We start from the raw sequence: 18,814 nt of genomic DNA, 5'->3' as shown, positions 1-18,814 counted from the left end.
ATCCCTTCGCGCGTGGTCTTTTCCGTGTGCGGTCGCGCAGAAGGCGACCGCACACCCGCACGACGGTGCCTGCCCTCACGCCAGGTCCGTAAGCTCGTCAGCGTAGATCTGCGACAGCGGCTGCGGGCCGATGTACTGCTGGCAGTTGCACTGCCTGCGTTCGTACCGCAGCGGCTTCTTGTTCTCGTCCCACTCCGTCGGCACTTCCACGTCCTCGTGGCACTTGCCCTTGCGGTCGTGCTTTGCCAGATGGTGTGAGCATCCGCATACCGGCTCGGGTGGCTTGTGTGCCTCTTCCAGAGCCAGCCGTTCCTTCTCGCCCAGCTTGAGCCGTTCCATCCTTCGCTCATGCCGGGTTTTCAGCGCCGTACGCCCGGTGTCGGCTATCCAGCTGAAGCCGCCCACCATAAAGAAGACGAAAACCCACCAAAACCAGTCCATCCGCCGCCCCTTAACCCTGAATGGCGCATGCGTTCCCACTCCAGGATAGGCCGGACACGGTAGGAACCGCCTCAGCGATGGGCGCCGCCCCTGCCCCGCCCGGAAACCGGCCGCAGCAACCGCCCTGACCAGCGCAAATGTCCGGCCGCCCGGACGAAGCCCAGAACACCCGCCAGCAGGACTGTCGCGGCGAGACCGTACGCGTACAACATCTGACCGACGGTGACCGATTCTGCTGCGCCGCCCGCGTTCAGTAGCGTCCACACCCCGTACCCGCAGAGCGCGGCCGACGACAGCAGCCAGCCGGCGCAGCGGCGCTCCGCCCGCAGCCGCTCGTCGGTGACGAGTTCGGCGCCGACATCGGCCCAGTCGTCGAGCCGGTCGCGTATCTCGCGGCCCGTGCTCACCCAGACCGCTATACCGATCGAGGCGGGCAGCAGGAACAGCGCCCCGAGGACCAGACCGACGAGCCCGGACAGCGCCCCGAGGCCGCCCTGCTCGAAGCTGTCACTCGCCAGCCCCAGCGCCGCCCAGCCGAGGACCGCCACCCCGGCCGCCAGCCAGAGCGCCAGCAGCCGCCACACCGACAGACCCCGGGTCGCCAGTTCCAGCATCGCCGCGTCCCTGGCCGCGACCACGGCCTCGTCGTCGGGCCCGAGGTCCGCCGGCTCCTCGTCGGGCCCGAGGTCCGCCGGCTCGTCGGAGGACAGCTCGTACGGGGACGGGGGCAGCGGGCGGCGGTTGATCATGAGACATGACAGTAGCGGGGCGCCTCGGGTGCTACGCCGGGTGCCCGGCCCCCGCCGACCCCGTGCCTGCCGGGTCGGGCGCGCCCCCGCCGAACAACTCCAGCTTGGCGTAACGCGACTGCCAGAACAGCCGGTTGACCAGCCGCGCGGGCGGCGGCAGGGCGGCCAGGAACTGCCGCTGCTCGACGCGCGGCCTCCCGTCGAGTATCCACGGGATGTAGACGGCGGCGCCCTTGACGCCCTGAGCCCGCCGCATCTGACCGCCGAAGGCGGCCCAGTCCGCCGGTGTGAGCACGGCCTGAATCAGCGGGAGCGCGCTGATCTCCTCGTGTACGAGGTGATGGCCCAGCGCGTCGGAGAGCTCCCGCAGCCGCTCCGGCAGCACGTCCGGCCGGTCGTCCCTGGCGGCGCCCCTGGGGGCGTCCAGGCCGGCGTCCATGGCGGCGTCGACCGCGGCGAGCAGCGGATCGATCAGGGCATGCTCCGCCTCCATCTCGTCCAGCAGCGCCAGATCCGCCGGGTCGGTGACGGCGGCGCGCAGCCGGGGCCACAGCGTGTCGTCCTCGACCGTGTGGTGGATGTGCAGCTGGTGCTTGAAGTTGCGCCAGCCCGCCCGGGTCTGCGGCGTGTCCGCCCGGCCCCCGGCAGCGGCGGCCTGGATCCGGCCCAGATCCCGCCGGAAGGCGTTGTGCGTCGCGTACATCATGATGAAGTCGATCTTCTCGGTGTCCGCGCCCCCGGTCATGACGGCCTCCCCGCCTCTGCGACGGCGTGCGGGTGCGTGAACGCGCCGGCGTGGTCGGCCACCCAGTCGGCGAAGGTGCGCGCGGGGCGGCCGAGCAGCCGCTCGACCGTGTCGGTGGCCGGGCCCGGCTCGTGCAGGCACGCGGCGAGATAGCCGAGCATCCGGTCGGGGACGTTCTCCTCGACGCCCTGGGCGAGCATCGCCTCCCTGACCTGGTCGGGCGGGACCTCCTCCCAGGACACCTCCCTGCCGAGCGCGGCGCCGACGGCGGCGACCTTGTCGCGCTGGCTGAGCGACCGAGGCCCGGTGAGCGCGTACGCGCGTCCCGCGTGCGCCTCGTCGGTCAGCGCCAGCGCGGCCACCTCGGCGATGTCCCGCTCATGGATCGCCGAGGTCGCCGCAGCTCCGTACGCCCCCCGAACAACTCCGGTCGTACGGATCTGCGGCGCCCAGACGAGGGCGTTCGCGTCGAAGTCGGCGCAGCGCAGATGCGTCCACGCCAGTCCCGACGCCTCGGCGGCGGTCTCCACCGCCGTGAACGCCTCGGCGAACCGCCGGTAGCCACCGCCGTACTCGACGGTGACCGCCGACAGCACGACCACCCGCCGTACGCCCGCGTCGGCGGCGAGCGCCAGCAGTTCCCCCACCCCCGCGCCGACCGCGCGCGGGCTGAGCAGGATCGCTTCGACGCCGCGCAGCGCGGGCGCGAGGGTCGCGGGCCACGACGGATCGCCGCCGATCACCCGCGCCTCGGCCGGCAGGGCCGCCCCGGCCGGATCGCGGGTGACCGCGGTGACCTGCTCGCCCGCGGCCAGCAGCAGGTCGACCGCCGCGCGGCCGACGTGGCCCGTCGCTCCAGTAATCAAGATCATGGCGTACCTCTCCAGGCACCCCTCGGGGTACCCTGGTCCATGAAGTCCATATCTTACGTGGAGAATATCATATGAGTTCCGTAGAATCAGAAGGGCTCGACGGTGCGGCCGTGGACCCGGCCGGTGGTGCGGCCGGTGACGCGCGCGCCCGCAGACGGCTCGGGGTCTCGGTGAAGGAGTCGCTCCGGGAGCTGAGCGTCCAGCTGTCGCTGCTGAACAACCGGGTCGGCGCCCGGCTGGACCTCAAAGAGGTCGATGTGGACTGTCTTGACCTGATCACCCGGCACGGGCCGATCGGCCCCAGCTCGCTGGCGCGCCGCGCCGGCCTGCATCCGGCGACCATGACCGGCATCCTCGACCGGCTGGAGCGCGGCGGCTGGATCGCGCGCGAGCGGGACGCGTCGGACCGCCGCGCTGTGCTGGTACGGGCGTTGCGCGACCGAACGGGCGAGCTGTTCGGGCTCTACGCGGGGATGAACACCGCGATGGACTCGATCTGCGCGGGGTACGCGGATGCGGAGCTGGAGGTCCTGGCCGACTTCTTGCGGCGCACGGTGGACGCGGGCCGGGTGGCTACGGACGACTTGGCGTCGGACTGACGCGGCGCGGTGTCGCCGTCCGGCGCGGTGTCGGTTGGCGGTTTTGGTTGCGGTTGTTGCCGGGTGTCGTTCCGGGGTCGTGTCCTGCGCTGCATGATTTACGGCGCGTACTCCCCAGACGCGGAGCCACCGCAAAGATGCGCCACAAATCACGCTCTACGCTCCGGACACCACCCCTGCACGACCCCCTTCAGCCCCCGCCCCATCGGGGGGGCTGCCCGGACCCGCTGCCCGCAGGGCACCGCTCACCCGCGGCGACGCGGACGGGCGTGCCCGACCACCGGGGGGAGGGGGCCGGGGCCGGAGGAGGGGGGTGTCCGGACGTAAAGCGAAGGAGCTCATGCGACAAGCAGTCCGGACACCCCCCTCCGCAGGACCCGGACACCGACACGGACGACGACAACCGCAACCACCGAACCCGGCCGCCCCCGCCGGACGGCGACACCGCCGGACGGCGAACCGTCAGGCGCCGACGATCTCGCGGACCTCGCAGGCGATCTCCCACTCCGGTTCGTGCAGCTCGATGAACTTGCGGGACCACTCCACCGCCTGGGCCAGATCGTCCGCGCGCAGGATCATGTAGCCGCCGACGACCTCCTTGGTCTCCGTGAAGGGCCCGTCGGTCACCGCGATCTGCCCGCCGCGCTGCCCTACGCGTGCCGACTTCGACGTCGGCAGGAGGCCGCCCGTTTCGAGCATGACGCCCGCCTCGGTCATCTCCTCGATCAGCTTGCCCATGCCCTCCATGAGCGCGTCGCTCGGGCCGCCTGCGGGGTGGTTGTTCTCGTCGTTGCAGATCATGGAAAGAAAGCGCGGCATGGTGACTCCTCGATGTGCTGGGCGGGCTGTTCCCCGCCTCTCACCCTTACGTCGATCGAGGGGAGCCCGCATCGACACACGCCGGAGGATTCTTCTACTCCACCGTCTCGAACCGCCAGCGGTGCACCGCCCGCGCCACCAAGTCGTCGGCCGGCTCGGGCAGTTCGGGCAGCTCCGCGTCGTAGGGGGCGTCCCACCAGGTGAGGACCAGGACCCGGTCCTGCGGGGCGCGCAGTACCTCGCTGCGCAGCGGCGCGGGCGAGGGGCGCTCCAGCGCCCGTACCCAGGCCAGCAGGTCGGCGCCCCGGCCGGGCGCCGCCTTCGCCTCCCACATCAGTGCGACGGTCATGAGTACAGGTTGTCCTTGCTCAGCTCGTGCAGGTGGTCGTGGCCCGGTACGTGTGTCTCCGTCACCGGCAGCGAGGAGTCGGCCGACAGGTCCCAGTCCGACGGCGCCCGCCCCCGTGCCACCATCTCGGCGCCGAGCGCGGCGACCATCGCGCCGTTGTCCGTGCACAGCCCGGGCCGCGGCACCCGCAGCCGGATGCCCGCGCGCTCGCACCGTTCGGCCGCCAGCGCCCGCAGCCGGGAGTTGGCGGCGACACCGCCGCCGATCATCAGATGGTCGACGCCCTCGTCCTTGCAGGCGCGGACCGCCTTACGGGTCAGCACGTCGACGACCGCCTCCTGGAACGACGCCGCCACATCCCGTACCGGAACCTCCTCGCCGGCCTTCCGCTTCGCCTCGATCCAGCGCGCGACCGACGTCTTGAGGCCGGAGAACGAGAAGTCGTACGCCGCGTCGCGCGGCCCCGTGAGGCCGCGCGGGAACGCGATGGCCGCCGGGTCGCCCTCCCGGGCGAGCCGGTCGATCACCGGGCCGCCCGGGAAGCCGAGCTGCAGCACGCGCGCGATCTTGTCGAACGCCTCGCCCGCCGCGTCGTCGATGGTCGCGCCCAGCGGCCGTACGTCGGCGGTGATGTCCGGCGCGAGCAGCAGCGACGAGTGGCCGCCGCTGACCAGGAGCGCCATCGTCGGCTCGGGCAGCGGCCCGTGCTCCAGCTGGTCGACGCAGATGTGCGAGGCCAGGTGGTTGACGCCGTAGAGCGGCTTGCCGAGCGCGTACGCGTACGCCTTCGCCGCCGATACGCCCACCAGCAGCGCCCCGGCGAGCCCCGGGCCCGCCGTCACGGAGATCCCGTCCAGGTCGCGCGCGGCGATCCCGGCGTCTTTCAGGGCGCGCTCGATGGTGGGGACCATGGCCTCCAGATGCGCCCGGGAGGCGACCTCGGGCACCACTCCGCCGAACCGGGCGTGCTCGTCCACGCTGGAGGCGACGGCGTCGGCGAGCAGGGTCGTCCCGCGCACGATGCCGACGCCGGTCTCGTCGCAGGACGTCTCGATGCCGAGGACGAGAGGTTCGTCAGCCATGGTTCTCAGTTCCTTGTATGTGGAGTCCTTGCATATGGAGGCGCATGACGAGCGCGTCCACATTGCCCGGCTGGTAGTAGCCGCGCCGGAAGCCGATGGGCTCGAAGCCGAAGCGCTCGTACAGCTTCTGCGCGCGGTAGTTGTCGACCCGCACTTCGAGCAGCACCTCCTCGCACTCGAAGGCGGTGGCGTGCTGCAGCAGGTCGGTGAGCAGCCGGGCGCCGAGACCGCCGCCCCAGTGGTCGCGGGCCACACCGATCGTCTGGACGTCACCGAGCCCGCCGGCCGCGGCGAGGCCCGCGTAGCCGACGATGCGCTCGCCGTCGTCGGCGACGACGTAGCGCCGGGTGGCGTGCGGGCCGCGCGCGTGGGCCAGCTCCGACCAGAACATGCCCGTGGACCAGGCGTCCTCGGGGAACAGCTCGTGCTCAAGGGTCAGTACGGGCTCGATGTCCCACCAGCGCATCTCGCGCAACGGCACGGACGGGCGCTCGGTATCGGTCACTTCGGAGTGACCACCTTGTAGTTCTTCGGGACCTGCGCGTCGGGCCTGCGCAGATAGAGCGGCAGCGGCGGCAGGAACTCCCCGCCCGCCGCCAGTCGCTCGGCGGCCAGCGCGGCGAGCGCCGCCGCCGACTGATGCTCGGGGGCGCGGGCGTCGGGGAAGGAGTCCGGGTAGAGCAGCGCGCCGGCGCCCACCACGGGCAGCCCGGCGAGCTGTTCGGCGATGTCGGCGGGTCGGTCGACCGCCGGTTCGCCGGTACGGGTACGGGCGTCCGCGTACCGCGCCCAGTAGACCTCCTTGCGGCGCGCGTCGGTGGCGACGGCGAACGGGCCTTCGAGCCCCGCCGCGTACGCGAGGCCGTCCAGCGTGCACAGCCCGTGCACCGGAACGCCGAGCACGGAGCCGAAGGTGACGGCGGTGGCGAGCCCCACGCGCAGGCCCGTGTACGGTCCTGGTCCGACGCCGACGACCACATCCGTCACGGCGTCGAGCCGCATCCCGGCGCCGGCGAGCACCCGGTCGACGGCGGGGAGCAGCAGCTCGCCGTGGCGGCGCGCGTCGACCTGACTCTCCTCGGCGATGACGGACGTGCCGTCGTGGAGGGCGACGGTCACGGCTGGTGTGGCGGTATCGACAGCAAGCAGAAGCACGCAAACAGCCTACGGCTCCTGAGCGCCAGGCACGGCGCCCCTGAGCGTCACCCGGCTGCTGCTACCGTCACCAGGCAGTCATACGTACGAGAGGTGGATCAAGGTGCCCAAGCGCAGCTCGGGAATCGTGGCCGGGCTCACCGCTGCGGCTCTCGCCGCCGTGGGCTTCCTCGCCTACCAGGCGTCGGCGAACGTACCCGACAGCCTGGCCAAGCCCGCCGCACCGAGTTCGGCGGCCCCAGGCCCGTCCGGCTCCCCCGTCAAGAAGCCCGACCCGCTGGTCGTCCCGGCCACGTCGGGCACGGGCAAGCGGGTCGTGTACGCGCTGAAGGCCCGGCGGGTGTGGCTCGTGTCGGCGAGCGGCAAGGCGCAGCGGACGTTCCCCGTCATGCCGAGCACGATCAACCCGAAGCCCGGCGCGTACGCGGTGACGAGCCGGACCGGACAGACCGCGGGCTCCGACGGCGTTCCGATCGAGCATGTGGTGCGGTTCGCGACGGTGGGCGGGGCGACGATCGGGTTCAGCGCCGCGCTGGACAACACCATGCCGAGCCCGGACCCGACGTCGAAGACCGGCGGGGTCAGGATGAAGCGGGCGGACGGCGACGCGCTGTGGTCGTTCACGACCGTCACGTCGAAGGTCGTCGTCGTCCGGTAGCGCCGAAGCCGGAATTACGCCGCGTCGAGCCGCGCCCCGGCACGTTCCTGTTCGGCCCGCGCCGACACGGCCGACGGCTCGTCGGGCGGTGTCGATACGGCCGAGGCCGCCGCACAGGACGCCAAGAGGTCCTTCATCGACACGTCCGACGGCTGCGGGCGACGCTGCGGACGCGGTTCGCTGTCTGGCGCCGGCATGGATGCCTCCTGAGGCTCCGGGGGCAGGCCTGGTTAGGTAGACCTAACCATGTCTCTCCAACCATGTGAACACGCCAGGACCGGCGTGCGCAACATTTTGCCGACGTCTTGTCGGAATCTTCCCCGGAAAGGTGGGTCAGCGGCCCTGCCGTGCCAGCGCGGCGACTTCCGCCTCCGCCCAGCGGCTGCCGTACCCGGTCAGCGTGACCACCCGGCGGTCGTCGTCCGTGTCGCCCGCAACCCGGTCGATGACGACGTGCAGCCGGTCGTCGGACAGCTCCTCCACCTTGCCGTCGCCCCACTCCACCACCACCACGGAGTCGGGCAGCGACACGTCGAGGTCGAGGTCCTCCATCTCGTCGAGTCCGCCGCCGAGCCGGTACGCGTCGACATGGACCAGCGCGGGCCCGCCGGTCAGCGACGGGTGGACGCGCGCGATCACGAAGGTCGGGGACGTGACGGCGCCCCGCACCCCGAGCCCGGCGCCGAGCCCCCGGGTGAGCGTCGTCTTCCCCGCGCCGAGTTCACCCGTGAGCATGACGAGGTCGCCGGGGCGCAGCACGGCGGCCAGGGCGCGGCCGAGATCGGCCATCAGCTCGGGCGAATCGACGGTGAGGGTGTGGGCGGCGGTGGTGCCGGCGTCAGCCGCCGGGCCGTGCGGTGCTTCCATGGGGGTCAACGTTAGCCCCGGCGGGCACGGCACCCGCCCGGGTCAGCAGGTCCGCGAGCCGGTCGGTGACGACCTCCGGGTGCTCCAGCATCACCAGGTGGCCCGCGTCGGGCACCAGCACCAGCTCGGCGTCCGGCAGCAGGTCCTGGATGGCCTCGCTGTGCGTACTGGGCGTCACCAGATCGCTCTCGCCCGCCAGCACCAGCGCCGGCACCTCGCGGAACTCCGCCAGCGCCCCGGTCTTGTCGTGGTCCGCGAAGGCCGGGTAGAACTCGGCGACCACATCGATCGGGGTGCCCTCGATCATCCGCTCCGCGAACCGCGCGACGGCCGGGTCCACGTCCTTCGAGCTGAACGAGTAGCGCTTGATCAGCCCGGCGAACAGATCGGCGCTGGCCCGCCGGCCGCGCTCGACCAGCTCGGGCTGCGAACCCAGCGCCTTCAGCACCCCGGGCAGCACCCGCCGTACGGCGTTCACACCGGCCACCGGCAGACCGTAGTTGACCTCGCCGAGCCTCCCGCTCGACGTGCCGACGAGGGCGACAGCGACGACCCGCTCCCGCACCAGCTCCGGGTACTGGTCGGCGAGGGCCATCATCGTCATCCCGCCCATCGAGTGCCCGACCAGCACCAGCGGCCCCTCGGGCGCCGCAGCGTCGATGACGGCCTTCAGATCGCGGCCCAGCTGCTCGATGGTGACCGGCACGGCGCCGGGGCCGCGCTGGGCGACTCCGCGCCCCGACCGGCCGTGGCTGCGCTGGTCCCAGTGGACGGTACGGACCAGACCGCGCAGCGCGGCACGCTGGAAGTGCCAGGAGTCCTGGTTGAGGCAGTAGCCGTGGCTGAAGACGACCGTGACGGGCGCGGGCGCCTTACGGCCGAACAGCCGCCGCCTGCGCGGCGCGTCGGCGGCCGGATCGGGCAGGTCGTCCAGCTCGTCGGTCTCGTAGTAGAGCTGCGTGCCGTCGTCGGCGACGGCCTTGCCGGGGGCGCCGCGCAGCGCGCCGTACGGGCCCGTCGCGTCGAGCGCGAGGCGCGCCTTCTTCCGCATGCCACGGCCCACGGCGAGGCGGTCCATCGCGATACCGGCAGCGGCGCCCGCCGCGATCACGCCTATGGCGACGCCGGCCACACCGGCCCTGCTCCAGTTCCCGGCGGCAGCGTCCCTCGACATCGTCACCGTGGCGGCCGCGACAGCCGCCGCGTCCCCCGCCGCGCTTCCCTTGCTCAACGTGCCGCTCCTCGCTGTCCTGGCTTGTCTTCCCCTTCGTGCGGTGGTTCACCCGAGCGGGATCACACGGGATCCTCGTTCACATACACCCGCGGCACCCGCGCGCCGATCCGGGTGACGATCTCGTACGCGATGGTCTGCGCGGCCTCCGCCCAGTCCTCGGCGGTCGGCTCGCCGTTGTCGCCGGGGCCGAACAGGACGGCGGGAGCGCCCGCCTCGACCGTGTCGTCGCCCATGTCGACCACGAACTGGTCCATGGCGACCCGCCCCGCCACCCGCCGCCAGGCACCGCCGACGAGCACCGGGCCGCGCCCGGAGGCGTGCCGGGGGATGCCGTCGGCGTACCCGAGCGGTACGAGTCCGAGCGTCGTCTCGCCCGCCGTGCGGTACGTGTGCCCGTAGCTGACGCCGTGTCCCTCCGGCACCCGCTTCACCAGCGCGACGGAGGCGGCGAGCGTCATCACCGGGCGCAGCCCGAAGTCGCGCGAGGTGCCCAGCTCGGGGCTGGGCGAGATGCCGTACGTGGCGATGCCGGCCCGTACGAGGTCGAAGTGCGACTCGGGGACGGTCAGGGTGGCGGCGGAGTTGGCGATGTGCCGCACCTCGGGCTCGACGCCCTCCTTCTCCGCGTAGCCGACCATCTCGTGGAAGACGTCCAGTTGCGCGGCGACGGACGGGTGGCCCGGCTCGTCGGCGCACGCGAAGTGCGACCACAGCCCGGTCACCTCGACGGCCCCCTCGGCCCGCGCGGCGAGCGCGGCGCCGACGAGTTCCGGCCAGTCGGCGGGCTGGCAGCCGTTGCGGCCGAGGCCGGTGTCGGCCTTGAGCTGGATACGGGCGGGCCGCCCCGCCGCACGCGCCGCCGCCACCACCTCGCGCAGCGCCCACATCGCGCTGACCGACATGTCGAGGTCGGCCTCGATGCCCTCGCGCCAGGGGTCGCCGGGTGTCCAGAGCCAGCACATCAGCCGCCCCCCGACACCGGCGGCCCGCAGCGCCAGCGCCTCGTGCGGTGTCGCCGTCCCCAGCCAGGCCGCGCCGGCCGCCTGCGCCGCGCGGGCGCTGGGCACCATGCCATGCCCGTACGCGTCGGACTTCACGACCGCCATGAGCGCGGTACGCGGCCCGACGCGGGCGCGCAGCGCGCGCACATTGCCGCGCAGAGCGGCGAGATCGATCTCCGCGCTGGCTCTGCCGCGCTGCGTGGTTGGTGTCGTTCCGGTCATCCCGCCCAGTGTCGCAGAGCAGCGCCTCGACGCACCGCCGCACGCCGTACGCTCGGACGCGGACAAGCGGAGGAGGACCCCATGCCCGACATCCCGGCCTCGCACCTCCCGGCCCCGCCGGACCTCCCGGACGCCCTGCCCGAACCGTCCGTGGCCGAACTGCGCCTGGAAACCGTGCTGGGCGCCCTGAGCGACCCGCTGCGGATCGGCATCGTGCGCAAACTCCTCCTGGAGCGCTCGGAGTTCGACCACACCTGCGGCTGGTTCGGACTCGACCGCCCGAAGTCCTCGCTCACCCACCACTTCCGCGCGCTGCGGGACGCGGGCCTGATCAGACAGCGCCAGTACGGTCTGGAACGCCGGAGCCACGTACGGACGGACGACCTCGACGCCCGCTTCCCCGGCCTGCTGGACCTGGTCGTCGCCTGGTCCCCCGAGTGAGACTGGCGTGGCGGCCGCTGATCGCGGAGGGTTGACCCATGCGTACTGCGTACAGCGTGGAGACAGTCCGGACGGCCGAGCGCGAGCTGATGGCCCGCCTTCCCGAAGGCGCGCTCATGCAGCGCGCGGCGGCGGGCCTCGCCGCGGCCTGCGCGGGGCTGCTGGGCCGGGTGCGCGGCGCCCACGTCGTGCTGCTCGTCGGCAGCGGCGACAACGGCGGTGACGCGCTGTACGCCGGCGCGCGGCTCGCGGGGCGCGGCGCGGCCGTCACGGCGGTGCTGCTGGCCCCCGACCGGGTCCACACCGCCGGCCTCGCCGCCCTGCGCGGCGCGGGCGGCCGGGTCGCCGACGACCCGTTCGACGTACTGGCCTCCGCCGACCTCGTCCTGGACGGGATCACCGGCATCGGCGGCCACGGCGGTCTGCGCCCGGACGCCGTCCCCGTGGCCCGCGCGGCCCACGGCTCGGACGCCGTCGTCGTCGCCGTCGACCTGCCGAGCGGCGTCGAGGCGGCGAGCGGCGAGGTGACGGGCGAGGCGGTACGGGCGGACGCGACGGTGACGTTCGGCGCGTACAAGCCGGGCCTGCTGATCGACCCGGCGCACGAGTACGCGGGGGCCGTCCAGCTCGTCGACATCGGCCTCGGCCCGCACCTGCCGTCCGTGCCCGACGTGGAGGCGCTGCAGCACGCGGACGTGGCGGTGTTGCTGCCGGAGCCCTCGGCGGAGAGCGACAAGTACCGCCGGGGCGTCCTCGGCGTCCTGGCGGGCTCGGCCCGCTACCCGGGTGCGGCGGTGCTGGCCGTGGCGGGCGCGCTGCACGGCGGCGCGGGCGCCGTACGGTACGTGGGCCCCGGCCGGGACGCGGTGCTCGCCCGCTTCCCGGAGGCCCTGGTGCACGAGGGGCCGCCGTCGCAGGCGGGCCGCGTCCAGGCCTGGGCGGCGGGGCCCGGCCTCGGCGACAGCCCGGGCCTGGACGAGGTGCTGGCCTCGGACGTACCGGTCCTGATCGACGCGGACGGTCTCCACGACCTGGACCCGGCGGCGGTCCGCGCCCGTACGGCCCCGACGGTGCTGACCCCGCACGCGGGCGAGGCGGCGGCGCTGCTGGGCACGGACCGTACGAAGGTCGAAGTGGCGCGGCTGTCCGCCGTGCGGGAACTGGCGTCGCGCTTCGGCGCGACGGTCCTGCTCAAGGGCTCGACGACGCTGATCGCCTCGCCGGAAGAGGGCGTTCCGGTCCGGGTGAACCCGACGGGCACGCCCTGGCTGGCGACGGCGGGCAGCGGCGACATCCTCTCGGGCCTCACGGGCTCGCTCCTGGCCACGGGCCTGGCGCCGCGCGACGCGGCGTCGGTGGGCGCGTACCTCCACGGCCTGGCGGCGCGCCTGGCGTCGAGGGGGGCGCCGGTGTCGGCGTTTGACGTGGCGAGGCATGTGGCGTCGGCGTGGCGGAACGTGGCCGAAGGCTGAGCGGTTTCGCCGTCCGACGCGGTTTGGTGTGCGGGTTCGTGGTTGCGGTTGTCGCCGGGTGCCGTTCCCGGGTCGTGTCCTGCGCGGTGTCGCCGTCCGGCGCGGTTCGGGGTTGCGGGTCTTGGTTGCGGTTGTTGCCGGGTGCCGTTCCGGGGTCGTGTCCTGCGCGGTGTCGCCGTCCGGCGCGGTTCTTGGTTGCGGGTCGTGGTTGCGGTTGTCGCCGGGGGCCGTTCCGGGGTCGTGTCCTGCGCTGCATGATTTACGGCGCGTACTCGCCTGACGCGGAGCCACCGCCGAGATGCGCCACAAATCACGCTCTACGCTCCGGACACCACCCCTGCACGACCCCCTTCAGCCCGGCAGCCACGGACGGCTGCGCCGCGACCACCAAGGGCCGGTGGCCGGGCGTTCACGCCAGGGATGTTCCCTCGGCCCGCAGGGCACCGCTCGCCCGCGCTGACGCGGTGGTCTGCTGGGACCCACCGGGGGGAGGGGGCCGGGGCCGGAGGAGGGGGGTGTCCGGACGTAAAGCGAAGGAGCTCATGCGACAAGCAGTCCGGACACCCCCCTCCGCAGGACCCGGAACCCGGCACGGACGACGACAACCGCAACCAAGAACCCGCACCCCCCGCCGGAAGGCGAACCGTCAGCCCTCCGCGATCACCACCGCCGACGCCACCCCCGCGTCGTGGCTCAGCGACACGTGCCACCCCCGTACCCCCAGCTCCGCCGCGCGCGCCGCCACCGTTCCGCGTACGCGCAGGCGTGGCTGGCCGGACGGTTCGACGTAGACCTCCACGTCCGTCCAGCTCAGCCCGCCCGGCGCGCCCAGCGCCTTCGCCGTCGCCTCCTTCGCCGCGAAGCGCGCCGCCAGCGACGCCACCCCGCGGCGGTCGCCGCCCGGCAGCAGCAGTTCCTCGTCGCGGAACAGCCGCGCGGCGAGCTGCGGCGTGCGCCGCAGGGACGCGCCGAACCGTTCGATCTCCGCCACGTCGATCCCCACCCCGATGATCAAGCCGGACTCCTCACTCCACCGTCACGGACTTCGCCAAGTTACGAGGCTGATCCACCTCGTTGCCGCGCGCCGTCGCCAGCTCGCAGGCGAACACCTGGAGGGGCACCGTCGCGACCAGCGGCTGGAGCAGCGTAGGCGTCGCGGGGATCCGGATCAGGTGGTCGGCGTACGGGACCACCGCCTCGTCGCCCTCCTCCGCGATCACGATCGTCCGCGCACCCCGCGCCCTGATCTCCTGGATGTTCGACACGATCTTGTCGTGCAGCACGGACCGGCCGCGCGGCGAGGGTACGACCACGACGACCGGCACGTCGTCCTCGATCAGGGCGATCGGTCCGTGCTTCAGCTCGCCGGCGGCGAACCCCTCGGCGTGCATGTACGCCAGTTCCTTCAGCTTGAGCGCGCCTTCGAGGGCCACCGGGTAGCCCACGTGGCGGCCCAGGAACAGCACCGTCCGCTTGTCCTTGAGCGAGCGCGCCAGCTCCCGTACCGGCTCCATCGTCTCCAGCACCCGCTCGACCTCGCAGGAGATCCGCGACAGGTCCTTGATGACGGCGCGGATCTCGTCGCCCCACTTCGTGCCGCGCAGCTGGCCCAGGTAGAGCGCCACCAGGTAGCAGGCCACGAGCTGGGTCAGGAACGCCTTCGTGGAGGCGACGGCGACCTCGGGGCCGGCGTGTGTGTAGAGGACGGCGTCGGACTCGCGCGGGATCGTCGAGCCGTTGGTGTTGCAGATGGCCAGCACCTTCGCGCCCTGCTCGCGCGCGTGCCGCAGCGCCATCAGCGTGTCCATGGTCTCGCCGGACTGCGAGATGGCGATGACCAGGGTGCGCGGGTCGAGGATCGGATCGCGGTAGCGGAACTCGCTGGCCAGCTCCACCTCGCACGGCATCCGGGTCCAGTGCTCGATGGCGTACTTCGCGATGAGCCCGGCGTGGAACGCCGTTCCGCACGCCACGATCACGACCTTGTTGACCGCGCGCAGCACGGACGCCGGCATCCGCACCTCGTCCAGGTGCAGCGAGCCCTCGCCGTCGATCCGTCCGAGCAGGGTGTCGGCGACGGCCTTGGGCTGCTCGGCGATCTCCTTGAGCATGAAGTAGTCGTAGCCGCCCTTCTCGGCGGCGGAGGCGTCCCAGTCGATGTGGTACGAGCGGACGTCGGCGGGGGCGCCGTCGAAGTCCGTCACCGTCACGCCGTCCCTGCGCACCTCGACGACCTGGTCCTGGCCCAGCTCGATGGCCGAGCGGGTGTACGCGATGAACGCGGCGACGTCCGAGGCCAGGAACGTCTCGCCCTCCCCGACGCCGACGACCAGGGGGGAGTTGCGGCGGGCTCCGACCACCACGTCCGGCGCGTCCGCGTGGACGGCGACGAGCGTGAAGGCGCCGTCGAGCTGACGGCAGACCAGACGCATCGACTCGGCGAGGTCGCCGCAGGAGGAGAAGGCCTCGGCGAGCAGATGCGCGACGACCTCGGTGTCGGTCTCGGAGGCGAGGTCGTGGCCGCGGTCGGTCAGCTCGGCGCGCAGCGCGGCGAAGTTCTCGATGATGCCGTTGTGCACGACGGCGACCCGGCCCGCGTTGTCCAGGTGCGGGTGCGCGTTGGCGTCGGTGGGGCCGCCGTGGGTGGCCCACCTGGTGTGTCCGATCCCGGTGGCGCCGCTCGGCAGCGGCGCTTCCACCAGTGCTTTCTCCAGATTGACGAGCTTTCCGGCCTTCTTGGCCGCCGCGAGCCCCCCGTCGGCGAGCACGGCGACCCCCGCCGAGTCGTACCCCCGGTACTCGAGCCGCTTGAGGCCTGCGACGACCACATCAAGCGCCGACTGTCCGCCGACGTAACCCACGATTCCGCACATGTCGGCAGCCTACGGTGAGGGTCCCCACGCCTCTCGTGACCGACGCTCCCGAGCGGCCGAGTCGGCGAACCGGTCGCCGGAACGTCTGGTGTCAACCACCCCCGACCGCATTCAATGGCCCGGTGACGCTCCGCACGTTGATCACCCTGCCCCGGATGCTCCGGCACGGCTCCGCCGTCGGCGCCGACCTGCCGCCCGACACCGCCGTAGTCCTGGACCCGCCCGCCCCCGAGCTGCGGGGCGCCCTGATCGCGGCAGCCGCCGGTGACCACCGTCCCGCGCGTGACCTGCTGGCGGCGACCCGGCTCGGCGGCGAGTGGGAGCGGCGCGGCAGTTGGGTGCCCCGGCTCGCGGCGAGCGCGCTGCACAGCCCCGGGTGGCTGGACGACTGGCTGGCGGCGGAGCCGGAGAATCCGGACGCCACGCTGGTCAAGGCCGATCTGTGCGTGAAGCAGGCGTGGGAGATACGGACGGCGGCCCGCGCCAAGGACGTGGCCCAGGACCAGTTCCAGGCGTTCTTCGCGCTGCTCGACGACGCCGTACCGGTCATCGGCGCGGCCGCCGAGCTGAACCCGACGGATCCGGTGCCGTGGCAGCTGGCGCTCACCCACGCGACGGGCAGTCAGGCGCCGCGTGAGGTCTTCGACGCGTACTGGGCCGAGGCGGTGGAGCGGGCCCCGCACCACTACGGCTGTCACGCGGCGGCGCTGCAGTACCTGTGCGACAAGTGGCACGGCTCGCACGAGGAGATGTTCGACTTCGCCGAGCGCGCGGCGCGCGGCGCGCTGCCCGGGTCGCAGCTGCACGCGCTGCCGCTGCTGGCCGCCGTCGAGTACGACGTGGTGGCGAACGCGAACGTCACGTCGGGCGACCAGCGGATCCCCCGGGCCCGGATCGAGGCCGCGATCGAGCGGGCCCTGAAGCTGTCCGCCGGATATCCGCCGGGCGATCCGGAGGCGGCGGGCGTACGCAACCAGCTGGCGCTGATGCTGATCCTGGCCGGGCGGCACGAGGAGTCGCTGGAGCAGTTCCGGGCGCTCGGCGTGCATGCGACGGAGCTGCCGTGGGCGTACTTCGGCGACGCCCGCAGGGAGTTCCTGGACTTCCGTACGGGCGTGCGGATGCACGTGGCGGCCCGGATCCCGTTCTTCTCAGCGCCGAAGCCCGCCCCGCGGACGCGCGGCGCCGACCACACGCCGCGCTCACTCGCCCTGGTCAAGGCGCCGCCGCACAAGGTCGCCGAGGCCGCGCTGATCTGTGGCGTACCGCTGCGGATCGCACCGGCGGCCGAGGGGATCTCGTACGTGGAGGTGGCGGCGGAGGCGGCGGAGGCCGCCGACGCGGCGCCCGGCGGGCGCGCGGCGCTGCTCGGCGAGGAGCGGCTGACCTCGGCCGCCGACAACTTCACCACCGGCGAGCGCTGGCCGGCGCTCGTGCTGCGCAGGACGGCGGACCGGTACGGCGTCACGCTCGTCCAGCGGGGCAAGACGCTCGCCGACCACGAGTGGGACCCGGCGGCCCCGGTCCCCGACCACGCGACGGCCGCCGCCACGGCGCGGGCGCTGGCCGCCGTCTACGGCATCGACGACATCCGTCCGCTGACATCCCTGCTGCGCGGCTCGGACGCCCCCGACCGGCGGCAGAGCGGACTCGTCGCCGCGCTCGGCCTGCCCCCGCTGCCGGCCGCGTTCGGCGAGCGTGACGAGGTGCTGACGGAGGTACCGGGCGCGCAGGTGCTGGCCAGGCACGGCTTCTTCGCCGGTCTGCGGCGGGTGCTGACGGTCGGCAACGGCCACCGGGCCGCCGCGTTCCGGCCGCAGCCCGCGCTGCCCCGGCCGGTGGTGCCCCGGCCGCGCGGCTGGTGGACGCTGCGTCTGCTGGGTGTGCTGCTGTTCCTGCCGACCACGGCGTACGCCTGGTGGGCGCCGGACGTGGGCCATCTGCGCGCGGTGCTGGCCTCCGTCGCGACGCTGTATCTCGGCGGCCAGCTCACCAGGGCCTGGCGCCAGCGCACCCGCGCCCCGCGCGCCGCCGCCCACGTGACCGAGCCCACCGCCCACGGCGCGCCCGCACCCCCGACAATGGACGCGTGATCAATTCAGCTCCACACACCTCTCAGCGCCGGGCCGAGCACGGGCCGACCCCCTACGTCGACCTCACCCGCGCCGAGTGGAGCGCGCTGCGCGACAAGACGCCGCTGCCGCTGACGGCCGACGAGGTGGAGCGGTTGCGCGGGCTCGGTGACGTGATCGACCTCGACGAGGTGCGGGACGTCTATCTGCCGCTGTCCCGGCTGCTGAACCTGTACGTGCAGGCGACGGCCGGGCTGCGCGGCGCCCTCAACACCTTCCTCGGCGAGGCGGGCGGCGGCCACGGCGCGCAGCGCGGCACGCCCTTCGTCATAGGGGTCGCGGGCAGTGTGGCGGTGGGCAAGTCGACCGTGGCGCGGCTCCTGCAGGCGCTGCTGGCGCGCTGGCCCGAACACCCGCGCGTCCAGCGGATCACCACGGACGGTTTCCTGCTGCCGATGAAGGAGCTGCAGGCGCGCGGGCTGATGGCGCGGAAGGGCTTCCCCGAGTCGTACGACCGGCGGGCGCTGACGCGGTTCGTGGCCGACATCAAGGCCGGCAAGGACGAGGTGACCGCGCCGGTCTACTCGCATCTGATCTACGACATCGTGCCGGGCGAACTGCTGACCGTACGGCGCCCGGACATCCTGATCGTGGAGGGGCTGAACGTCCTCCAGCCGGCCCTGCCGGGCCAGGACGGCAGGACCAGGGTCGCTCTGGCGGACTACTTCGACTTCAGCGTGTACGTCGATGCCCGCGCGGACGACGTGGAGGCCTGGTATCTCAACCGCTTCCGCAAATTGCGCGAAACGGCGTTCCAGGACCCTTCTTCGTACTTCCGGAAATACACCCAGGTTTCCGAGGAAGAGTCGCTGGACTACGCACGCACGATGTGGCGAACCGTCAACCGGCCGAACCTGCTCGAAAATGTCGCGCCGACCCGCGGTCGCGCCACGCTGGTGCTGCGCAAGGGCCCTGACCACAAGGTACAGCGGTTGTCGCTGCGCAAACTCTGAGTGACCGCATCTGCCCCTCCCCGTACGTGAGTTCTTTTTCGCTGACTGAATGTGTTCCTTCCATTACCTTGGTGTGGCCAAGCGAGGTCGTGACAGCGATGTGATGGAGCATTCAACTATGTTCGGTCCGGGGATTGGCCAGAAGTTAGC

At 72.8% G+C, this 18,814-nt stretch carries 21 protein-coding genes; 6 read left to right on the top strand and 15 right to left on the bottom strand.

The window, feature by feature from the left end:
- Nucleotides 1-75: 75 nt before the first annotated feature.
- From OHS57_RS23470 to OHS57_RS23455, 4 genes are all read right to left on the bottom strand, one after another.
- On the bottom strand, nt 76-441 hold the full coding sequence (locus OHS57_RS23470; protein ID WP_041985586.1) for a hypothetical protein: 366 nt from the start codon (nt 439-441) through the stop codon (nt 76-78).
- A gap of 71 nt (nt 442-512) precedes the next feature.
- Complete coding sequence (locus OHS57_RS23465; RefSeq protein ID WP_041985588.1) at nt 513-1,190, bottom strand: hypothetical protein; 678 nt, start codon at nt 1,188-1,190, stop codon at nt 513-515.
- Nucleotides 1,191-1,221: 31 nt separating this feature from the next.
- Nucleotides 1,222-1,935: a hemerythrin domain-containing protein gene (locus OHS57_RS23460; protein ID WP_328583240.1), complete on the bottom strand. Its 714-nt coding sequence runs from the start codon at nt 1,933-1,935 to the stop codon at nt 1,222-1,224.
- Complete coding sequence (locus OHS57_RS23455) at nt 1,932-2,807, bottom strand: NAD(P)H-binding protein (protein WP_328583239.1); 876 nt, start codon at nt 2,805-2,807, stop codon at nt 1,932-1,934. Before OHS57_RS23455 ends, OHS57_RS23460 begins: the two co-directional genes overlap by 4 nt.
- 71 nt (nt 2,808-2,878) lie before the next feature.
- On the opposite strand from OHS57_RS23455, the gene OHS57_RS23450 reads away from it, so the two are divergent.
- Nucleotides 2,879-3,406, top strand: coding sequence for a MarR family transcriptional regulator (locus OHS57_RS23450; protein WP_078863464.1), 528 nt, complete (start codon nt 2,879-2,881; stop codon nt 3,404-3,406).
- A gap of 462 nt (nt 3,407-3,868) precedes the next feature.
- Here the strand turns inward: OHS57_RS23450 and OHS57_RS23445 are convergent, their stop codons facing one another.
- The 5 genes from OHS57_RS23445 to tsaB all read right to left on the bottom strand — a co-directional run bounded on the left by OHS57_RS23445 (nt 3,869) and on the right by tsaB (nt 6,811).
- Nucleotides 3,869-4,225 carry a YciI family protein gene (locus OHS57_RS23445; RefSeq protein WP_328583238.1) on the bottom strand — a complete coding sequence of 119 codons (357 nt, stop codon included), beginning with the start codon at nt 4,223-4,225 and terminating at the stop codon, nt 3,869-3,871.
- 94 nt (nt 4,226-4,319) lie between these two features.
- Nucleotides 4,320-4,574 (bottom strand): hypothetical protein, encoded by a 255-nt coding sequence (locus OHS57_RS23440; protein ID WP_041985599.1) that lies wholly within the window; start codon nt 4,572-4,574, stop codon nt 4,320-4,322.
- A complete protein-coding gene (tsaD, locus tag OHS57_RS23435) occupies nt 4,571-5,656 on the bottom strand; it encodes a tRNA (adenosine(37)-N6)-threonylcarbamoyltransferase complex transferase subunit TsaD (RefSeq protein ID WP_041985603.1) in 1,086 nt (361 codons plus the stop codon). Before tsaD ends, OHS57_RS23440 begins: the two co-directional genes overlap by 4 nt.
- Complete coding sequence (gene rimI, locus OHS57_RS23430; protein ID WP_041995335.1) at nt 5,649-6,122, bottom strand: ribosomal protein S18-alanine N-acetyltransferase; 474 nt, start codon at nt 6,120-6,122, stop codon at nt 5,649-5,651. The genes tsaD and rimI overlap by 8 nt, the downstream gene beginning before the upstream one ends.
- A gap of 35 nt (nt 6,123-6,157) precedes the next feature.
- Complete coding sequence (gene tsaB / locus OHS57_RS23425) at nt 6,158-6,811, bottom strand: tRNA (adenosine(37)-N6)-threonylcarbamoyltransferase complex dimerization subunit type 1 TsaB (protein WP_328583237.1); 654 nt, start codon at nt 6,809-6,811, stop codon at nt 6,158-6,160.
- Between the two features lie 127 nt (nt 6,812-6,938).
- Here tsaB and OHS57_RS23420 point away from each other — a divergent pair, with 127 nt between their 5' ends.
- A complete protein-coding gene (locus OHS57_RS23420; protein WP_328585145.1) occupies nt 6,939-7,469 on the top strand; it encodes a hypothetical protein in 531 nt (176 codons plus the stop codon).
- Nucleotides 7,470-7,483: 14 nt separating this feature from the next.
- Here the strand turns inward: OHS57_RS23420 and OHS57_RS23415 are convergent, their stop codons facing one another.
- From OHS57_RS23415 to alr, 4 genes are all read right to left on the bottom strand, one after another.
- Entirely contained in the window at nt 7,484-7,666 is a 183-nt protein-coding gene (locus OHS57_RS23415) for a hypothetical protein (protein ID WP_328583236.1), read from the bottom strand.
- 136 nt (nt 7,667-7,802) lie between these two features.
- Complete coding sequence (gene tsaE, locus OHS57_RS23410; RefSeq protein ID WP_328583235.1) at nt 7,803-8,336, bottom strand: tRNA (adenosine(37)-N6)-threonylcarbamoyltransferase complex ATPase subunit type 1 TsaE; 534 nt, start codon at nt 8,334-8,336, stop codon at nt 7,803-7,805.
- Nucleotides 8,308-9,510, bottom strand: a complete 1,203-nt coding sequence (locus OHS57_RS23405) for an alpha/beta fold hydrolase (protein WP_328585144.1) — start codon at nt 9,508-9,510, stop codon at nt 8,308-8,310. Before OHS57_RS23405 ends, tsaE begins: the two co-directional genes overlap by 29 nt.
- A gap of 119 nt (nt 9,511-9,629) precedes the next feature.
- Nucleotides 9,630-10,793 (bottom strand): alanine racemase, encoded by a 1,164-nt coding sequence (gene alr / locus OHS57_RS23400; RefSeq protein ID WP_328583234.1) that lies wholly within the window; start codon nt 10,791-10,793, stop codon nt 9,630-9,632.
- Between the two features lie 81 nt (nt 10,794-10,874).
- On the opposite strand from alr, the gene OHS57_RS23395 reads away from it, so the two are divergent.
- Together OHS57_RS23395 and OHS57_RS23390 are read left to right on the top strand one after the other, a co-directional pair.
- Nucleotides 10,875-11,234 carry an ArsR/SmtB family transcription factor gene (locus tag OHS57_RS23395; RefSeq protein ID WP_328583233.1) on the top strand — a complete coding sequence of 120 codons (360 nt, stop codon included), beginning with the start codon at nt 10,875-10,877 and terminating at the stop codon, nt 11,232-11,234.
- 38 nt (nt 11,235-11,272) lie between these two features.
- Nucleotides 11,273-12,706 carry an NAD(P)H-hydrate dehydratase gene (locus OHS57_RS23390; protein WP_328583232.1) on the top strand — a complete coding sequence of 478 codons (1,434 nt, stop codon included), beginning with the start codon at nt 11,273-11,275 and terminating at the stop codon, nt 12,704-12,706.
- A gap of 646 nt (nt 12,707-13,352) precedes the next feature.
- Here OHS57_RS23390 and OHS57_RS23385 read toward each other — a convergent pair.
- Both OHS57_RS23385 and glmS read right to left on the bottom strand, forming a co-directional pair.
- Entirely contained in the window at nt 13,353-13,721 is a 369-nt protein-coding gene (locus OHS57_RS23385) for a holo-ACP synthase (protein ID WP_041985621.1), read from the bottom strand.
- A 10-nt stretch (nt 13,722-13,731) separates the two neighbouring features.
- Nucleotides 13,732-15,579, bottom strand: coding sequence for a glutamine--fructose-6-phosphate transaminase (isomerizing) (gene glmS / locus OHS57_RS23380; RefSeq protein ID WP_041985626.1), 1,848 nt, complete (start codon nt 15,577-15,579; stop codon nt 13,732-13,734).
- 122 nt (nt 15,580-15,701) lie between these two features.
- Here glmS and OHS57_RS23375 point away from each other — a divergent pair, with 122 nt between their 5' ends.
- Nucleotides 15,702-17,672 (top strand): hypothetical protein, encoded by a 1,971-nt coding sequence (locus tag OHS57_RS23375; protein WP_328583231.1) that lies wholly within the window; start codon nt 15,702-15,704, stop codon nt 17,670-17,672.
- Entirely contained in the window at nt 17,672-18,664 is a 993-nt protein-coding gene (gene coaA / locus OHS57_RS23370; protein ID WP_107070160.1) for a type I pantothenate kinase, read from the top strand. Before OHS57_RS23375 ends, coaA begins: the two co-directional genes overlap by 1 nt.
- Nucleotides 18,665-18,814: the final 150 nt, after the last annotated feature.

The organism is Streptomyces sp. NBC_00370 (assembly GCF_036084755.1).
Lineage (GTDB): Bacteria > Actinomycetota > Actinomycetes > Streptomycetales > Streptomycetaceae > Streptomyces.
Note: the sequence above shows the minus strand (reverse complement) of the source record. Positions and strands in the feature narration are given on the sequence as shown.

What these genes read in the sequence shown, in the direction of transcription:
- OHS57_RS23470 (WP_041985586.1), bottom strand. Translation starts at nt 441, where the DNA reads ATGGACTGGTTTTGGTGGGTTTTCGTCTTCTTTATGGTGGGCGGCTTC.
- OHS57_RS23465 (WP_041985588.1), bottom strand. Translation starts at nt 1,190, where the DNA reads ATGATCAACCGCCGCCCGCTGCCCCCGTCCCCGTACGAGCTGTCCTCC.
- OHS57_RS23460 (WP_328583240.1), bottom strand. Translation starts at nt 1,935, where the DNA reads ATGACCGGGGGCGCGGACACCGAGAAGATCGACTTCATCATGATGTAC.
- OHS57_RS23455 (WP_328583239.1), bottom strand. Translation starts at nt 2,807, where the DNA reads ATGATCTTGATTACTGGAGCGACGGGCCACGTCGGCCGCGCGGCGGTC.
- OHS57_RS23450 (WP_078863464.1), top strand. Translation starts at nt 2,879, where the DNA reads ATGAGTTCCGTAGAATCAGAAGGGCTCGACGGTGCGGCCGTGGACCCG.
- OHS57_RS23445 (WP_328583238.1), bottom strand. Translation starts at nt 4,225, where the DNA reads ATGCCGCGCTTTCTTTCCATGATCTGCAACGACGAGAACAACCACCCC.
- OHS57_RS23440 (WP_041985599.1), bottom strand. Translation starts at nt 4,574, where the DNA reads ATGACCGTCGCACTGATGTGGGAGGCGAAGGCGGCGCCCGGCCGGGGC.
- tsaD (WP_041985603.1), bottom strand. Translation starts at nt 5,656, where the DNA reads ATGGCTGACGAACCTCTCGTCCTCGGCATCGAGACGTCCTGCGACGAG.
- rimI (WP_041995335.1), bottom strand. Translation starts at nt 6,122, where the DNA reads ATGCGCTGGTGGGACATCGAGCCCGTACTGACCCTTGAGCACGAGCTG.
- OHS57_RS23415 (WP_328583236.1), bottom strand. Translation starts at nt 7,666, where the DNA reads ATGCCGGCGCCAGACAGCGAACCGCGTCCGCAGCGTCGCCCGCAGCCG.
- tsaE (WP_328583235.1), bottom strand. Translation starts at nt 8,336, where the DNA reads ATGGAAGCACCGCACGGCCCGGCGGCTGACGCCGGCACCACCGCCGCC.
- OHS57_RS23405 (WP_328585144.1), bottom strand. Translation starts at nt 9,510, where the DNA reads ATGTCGAGGGACGCTGCCGCCGGGAACTGGAGCAGGGCCGGTGTGGCC.
- alr (WP_328583234.1), bottom strand. Translation starts at nt 10,793, where the DNA reads ATGACCGGAACGACACCAACCACGCAGCGCGGCAGAGCCAGCGCGGAG.
- OHS57_RS23395 (WP_328583233.1), top strand. Translation starts at nt 10,875, where the DNA reads ATGCCCGACATCCCGGCCTCGCACCTCCCGGCCCCGCCGGACCTCCCG.
- OHS57_RS23390 (WP_328583232.1), top strand. Translation starts at nt 11,273, where the DNA reads ATGCGTACTGCGTACAGCGTGGAGACAGTCCGGACGGCCGAGCGCGAG.
- glmS (WP_041985626.1), bottom strand. Translation starts at nt 15,579, where the DNA reads ATGTGCGGAATCGTGGGTTACGTCGGCGGACAGTCGGCGCTTGATGTG.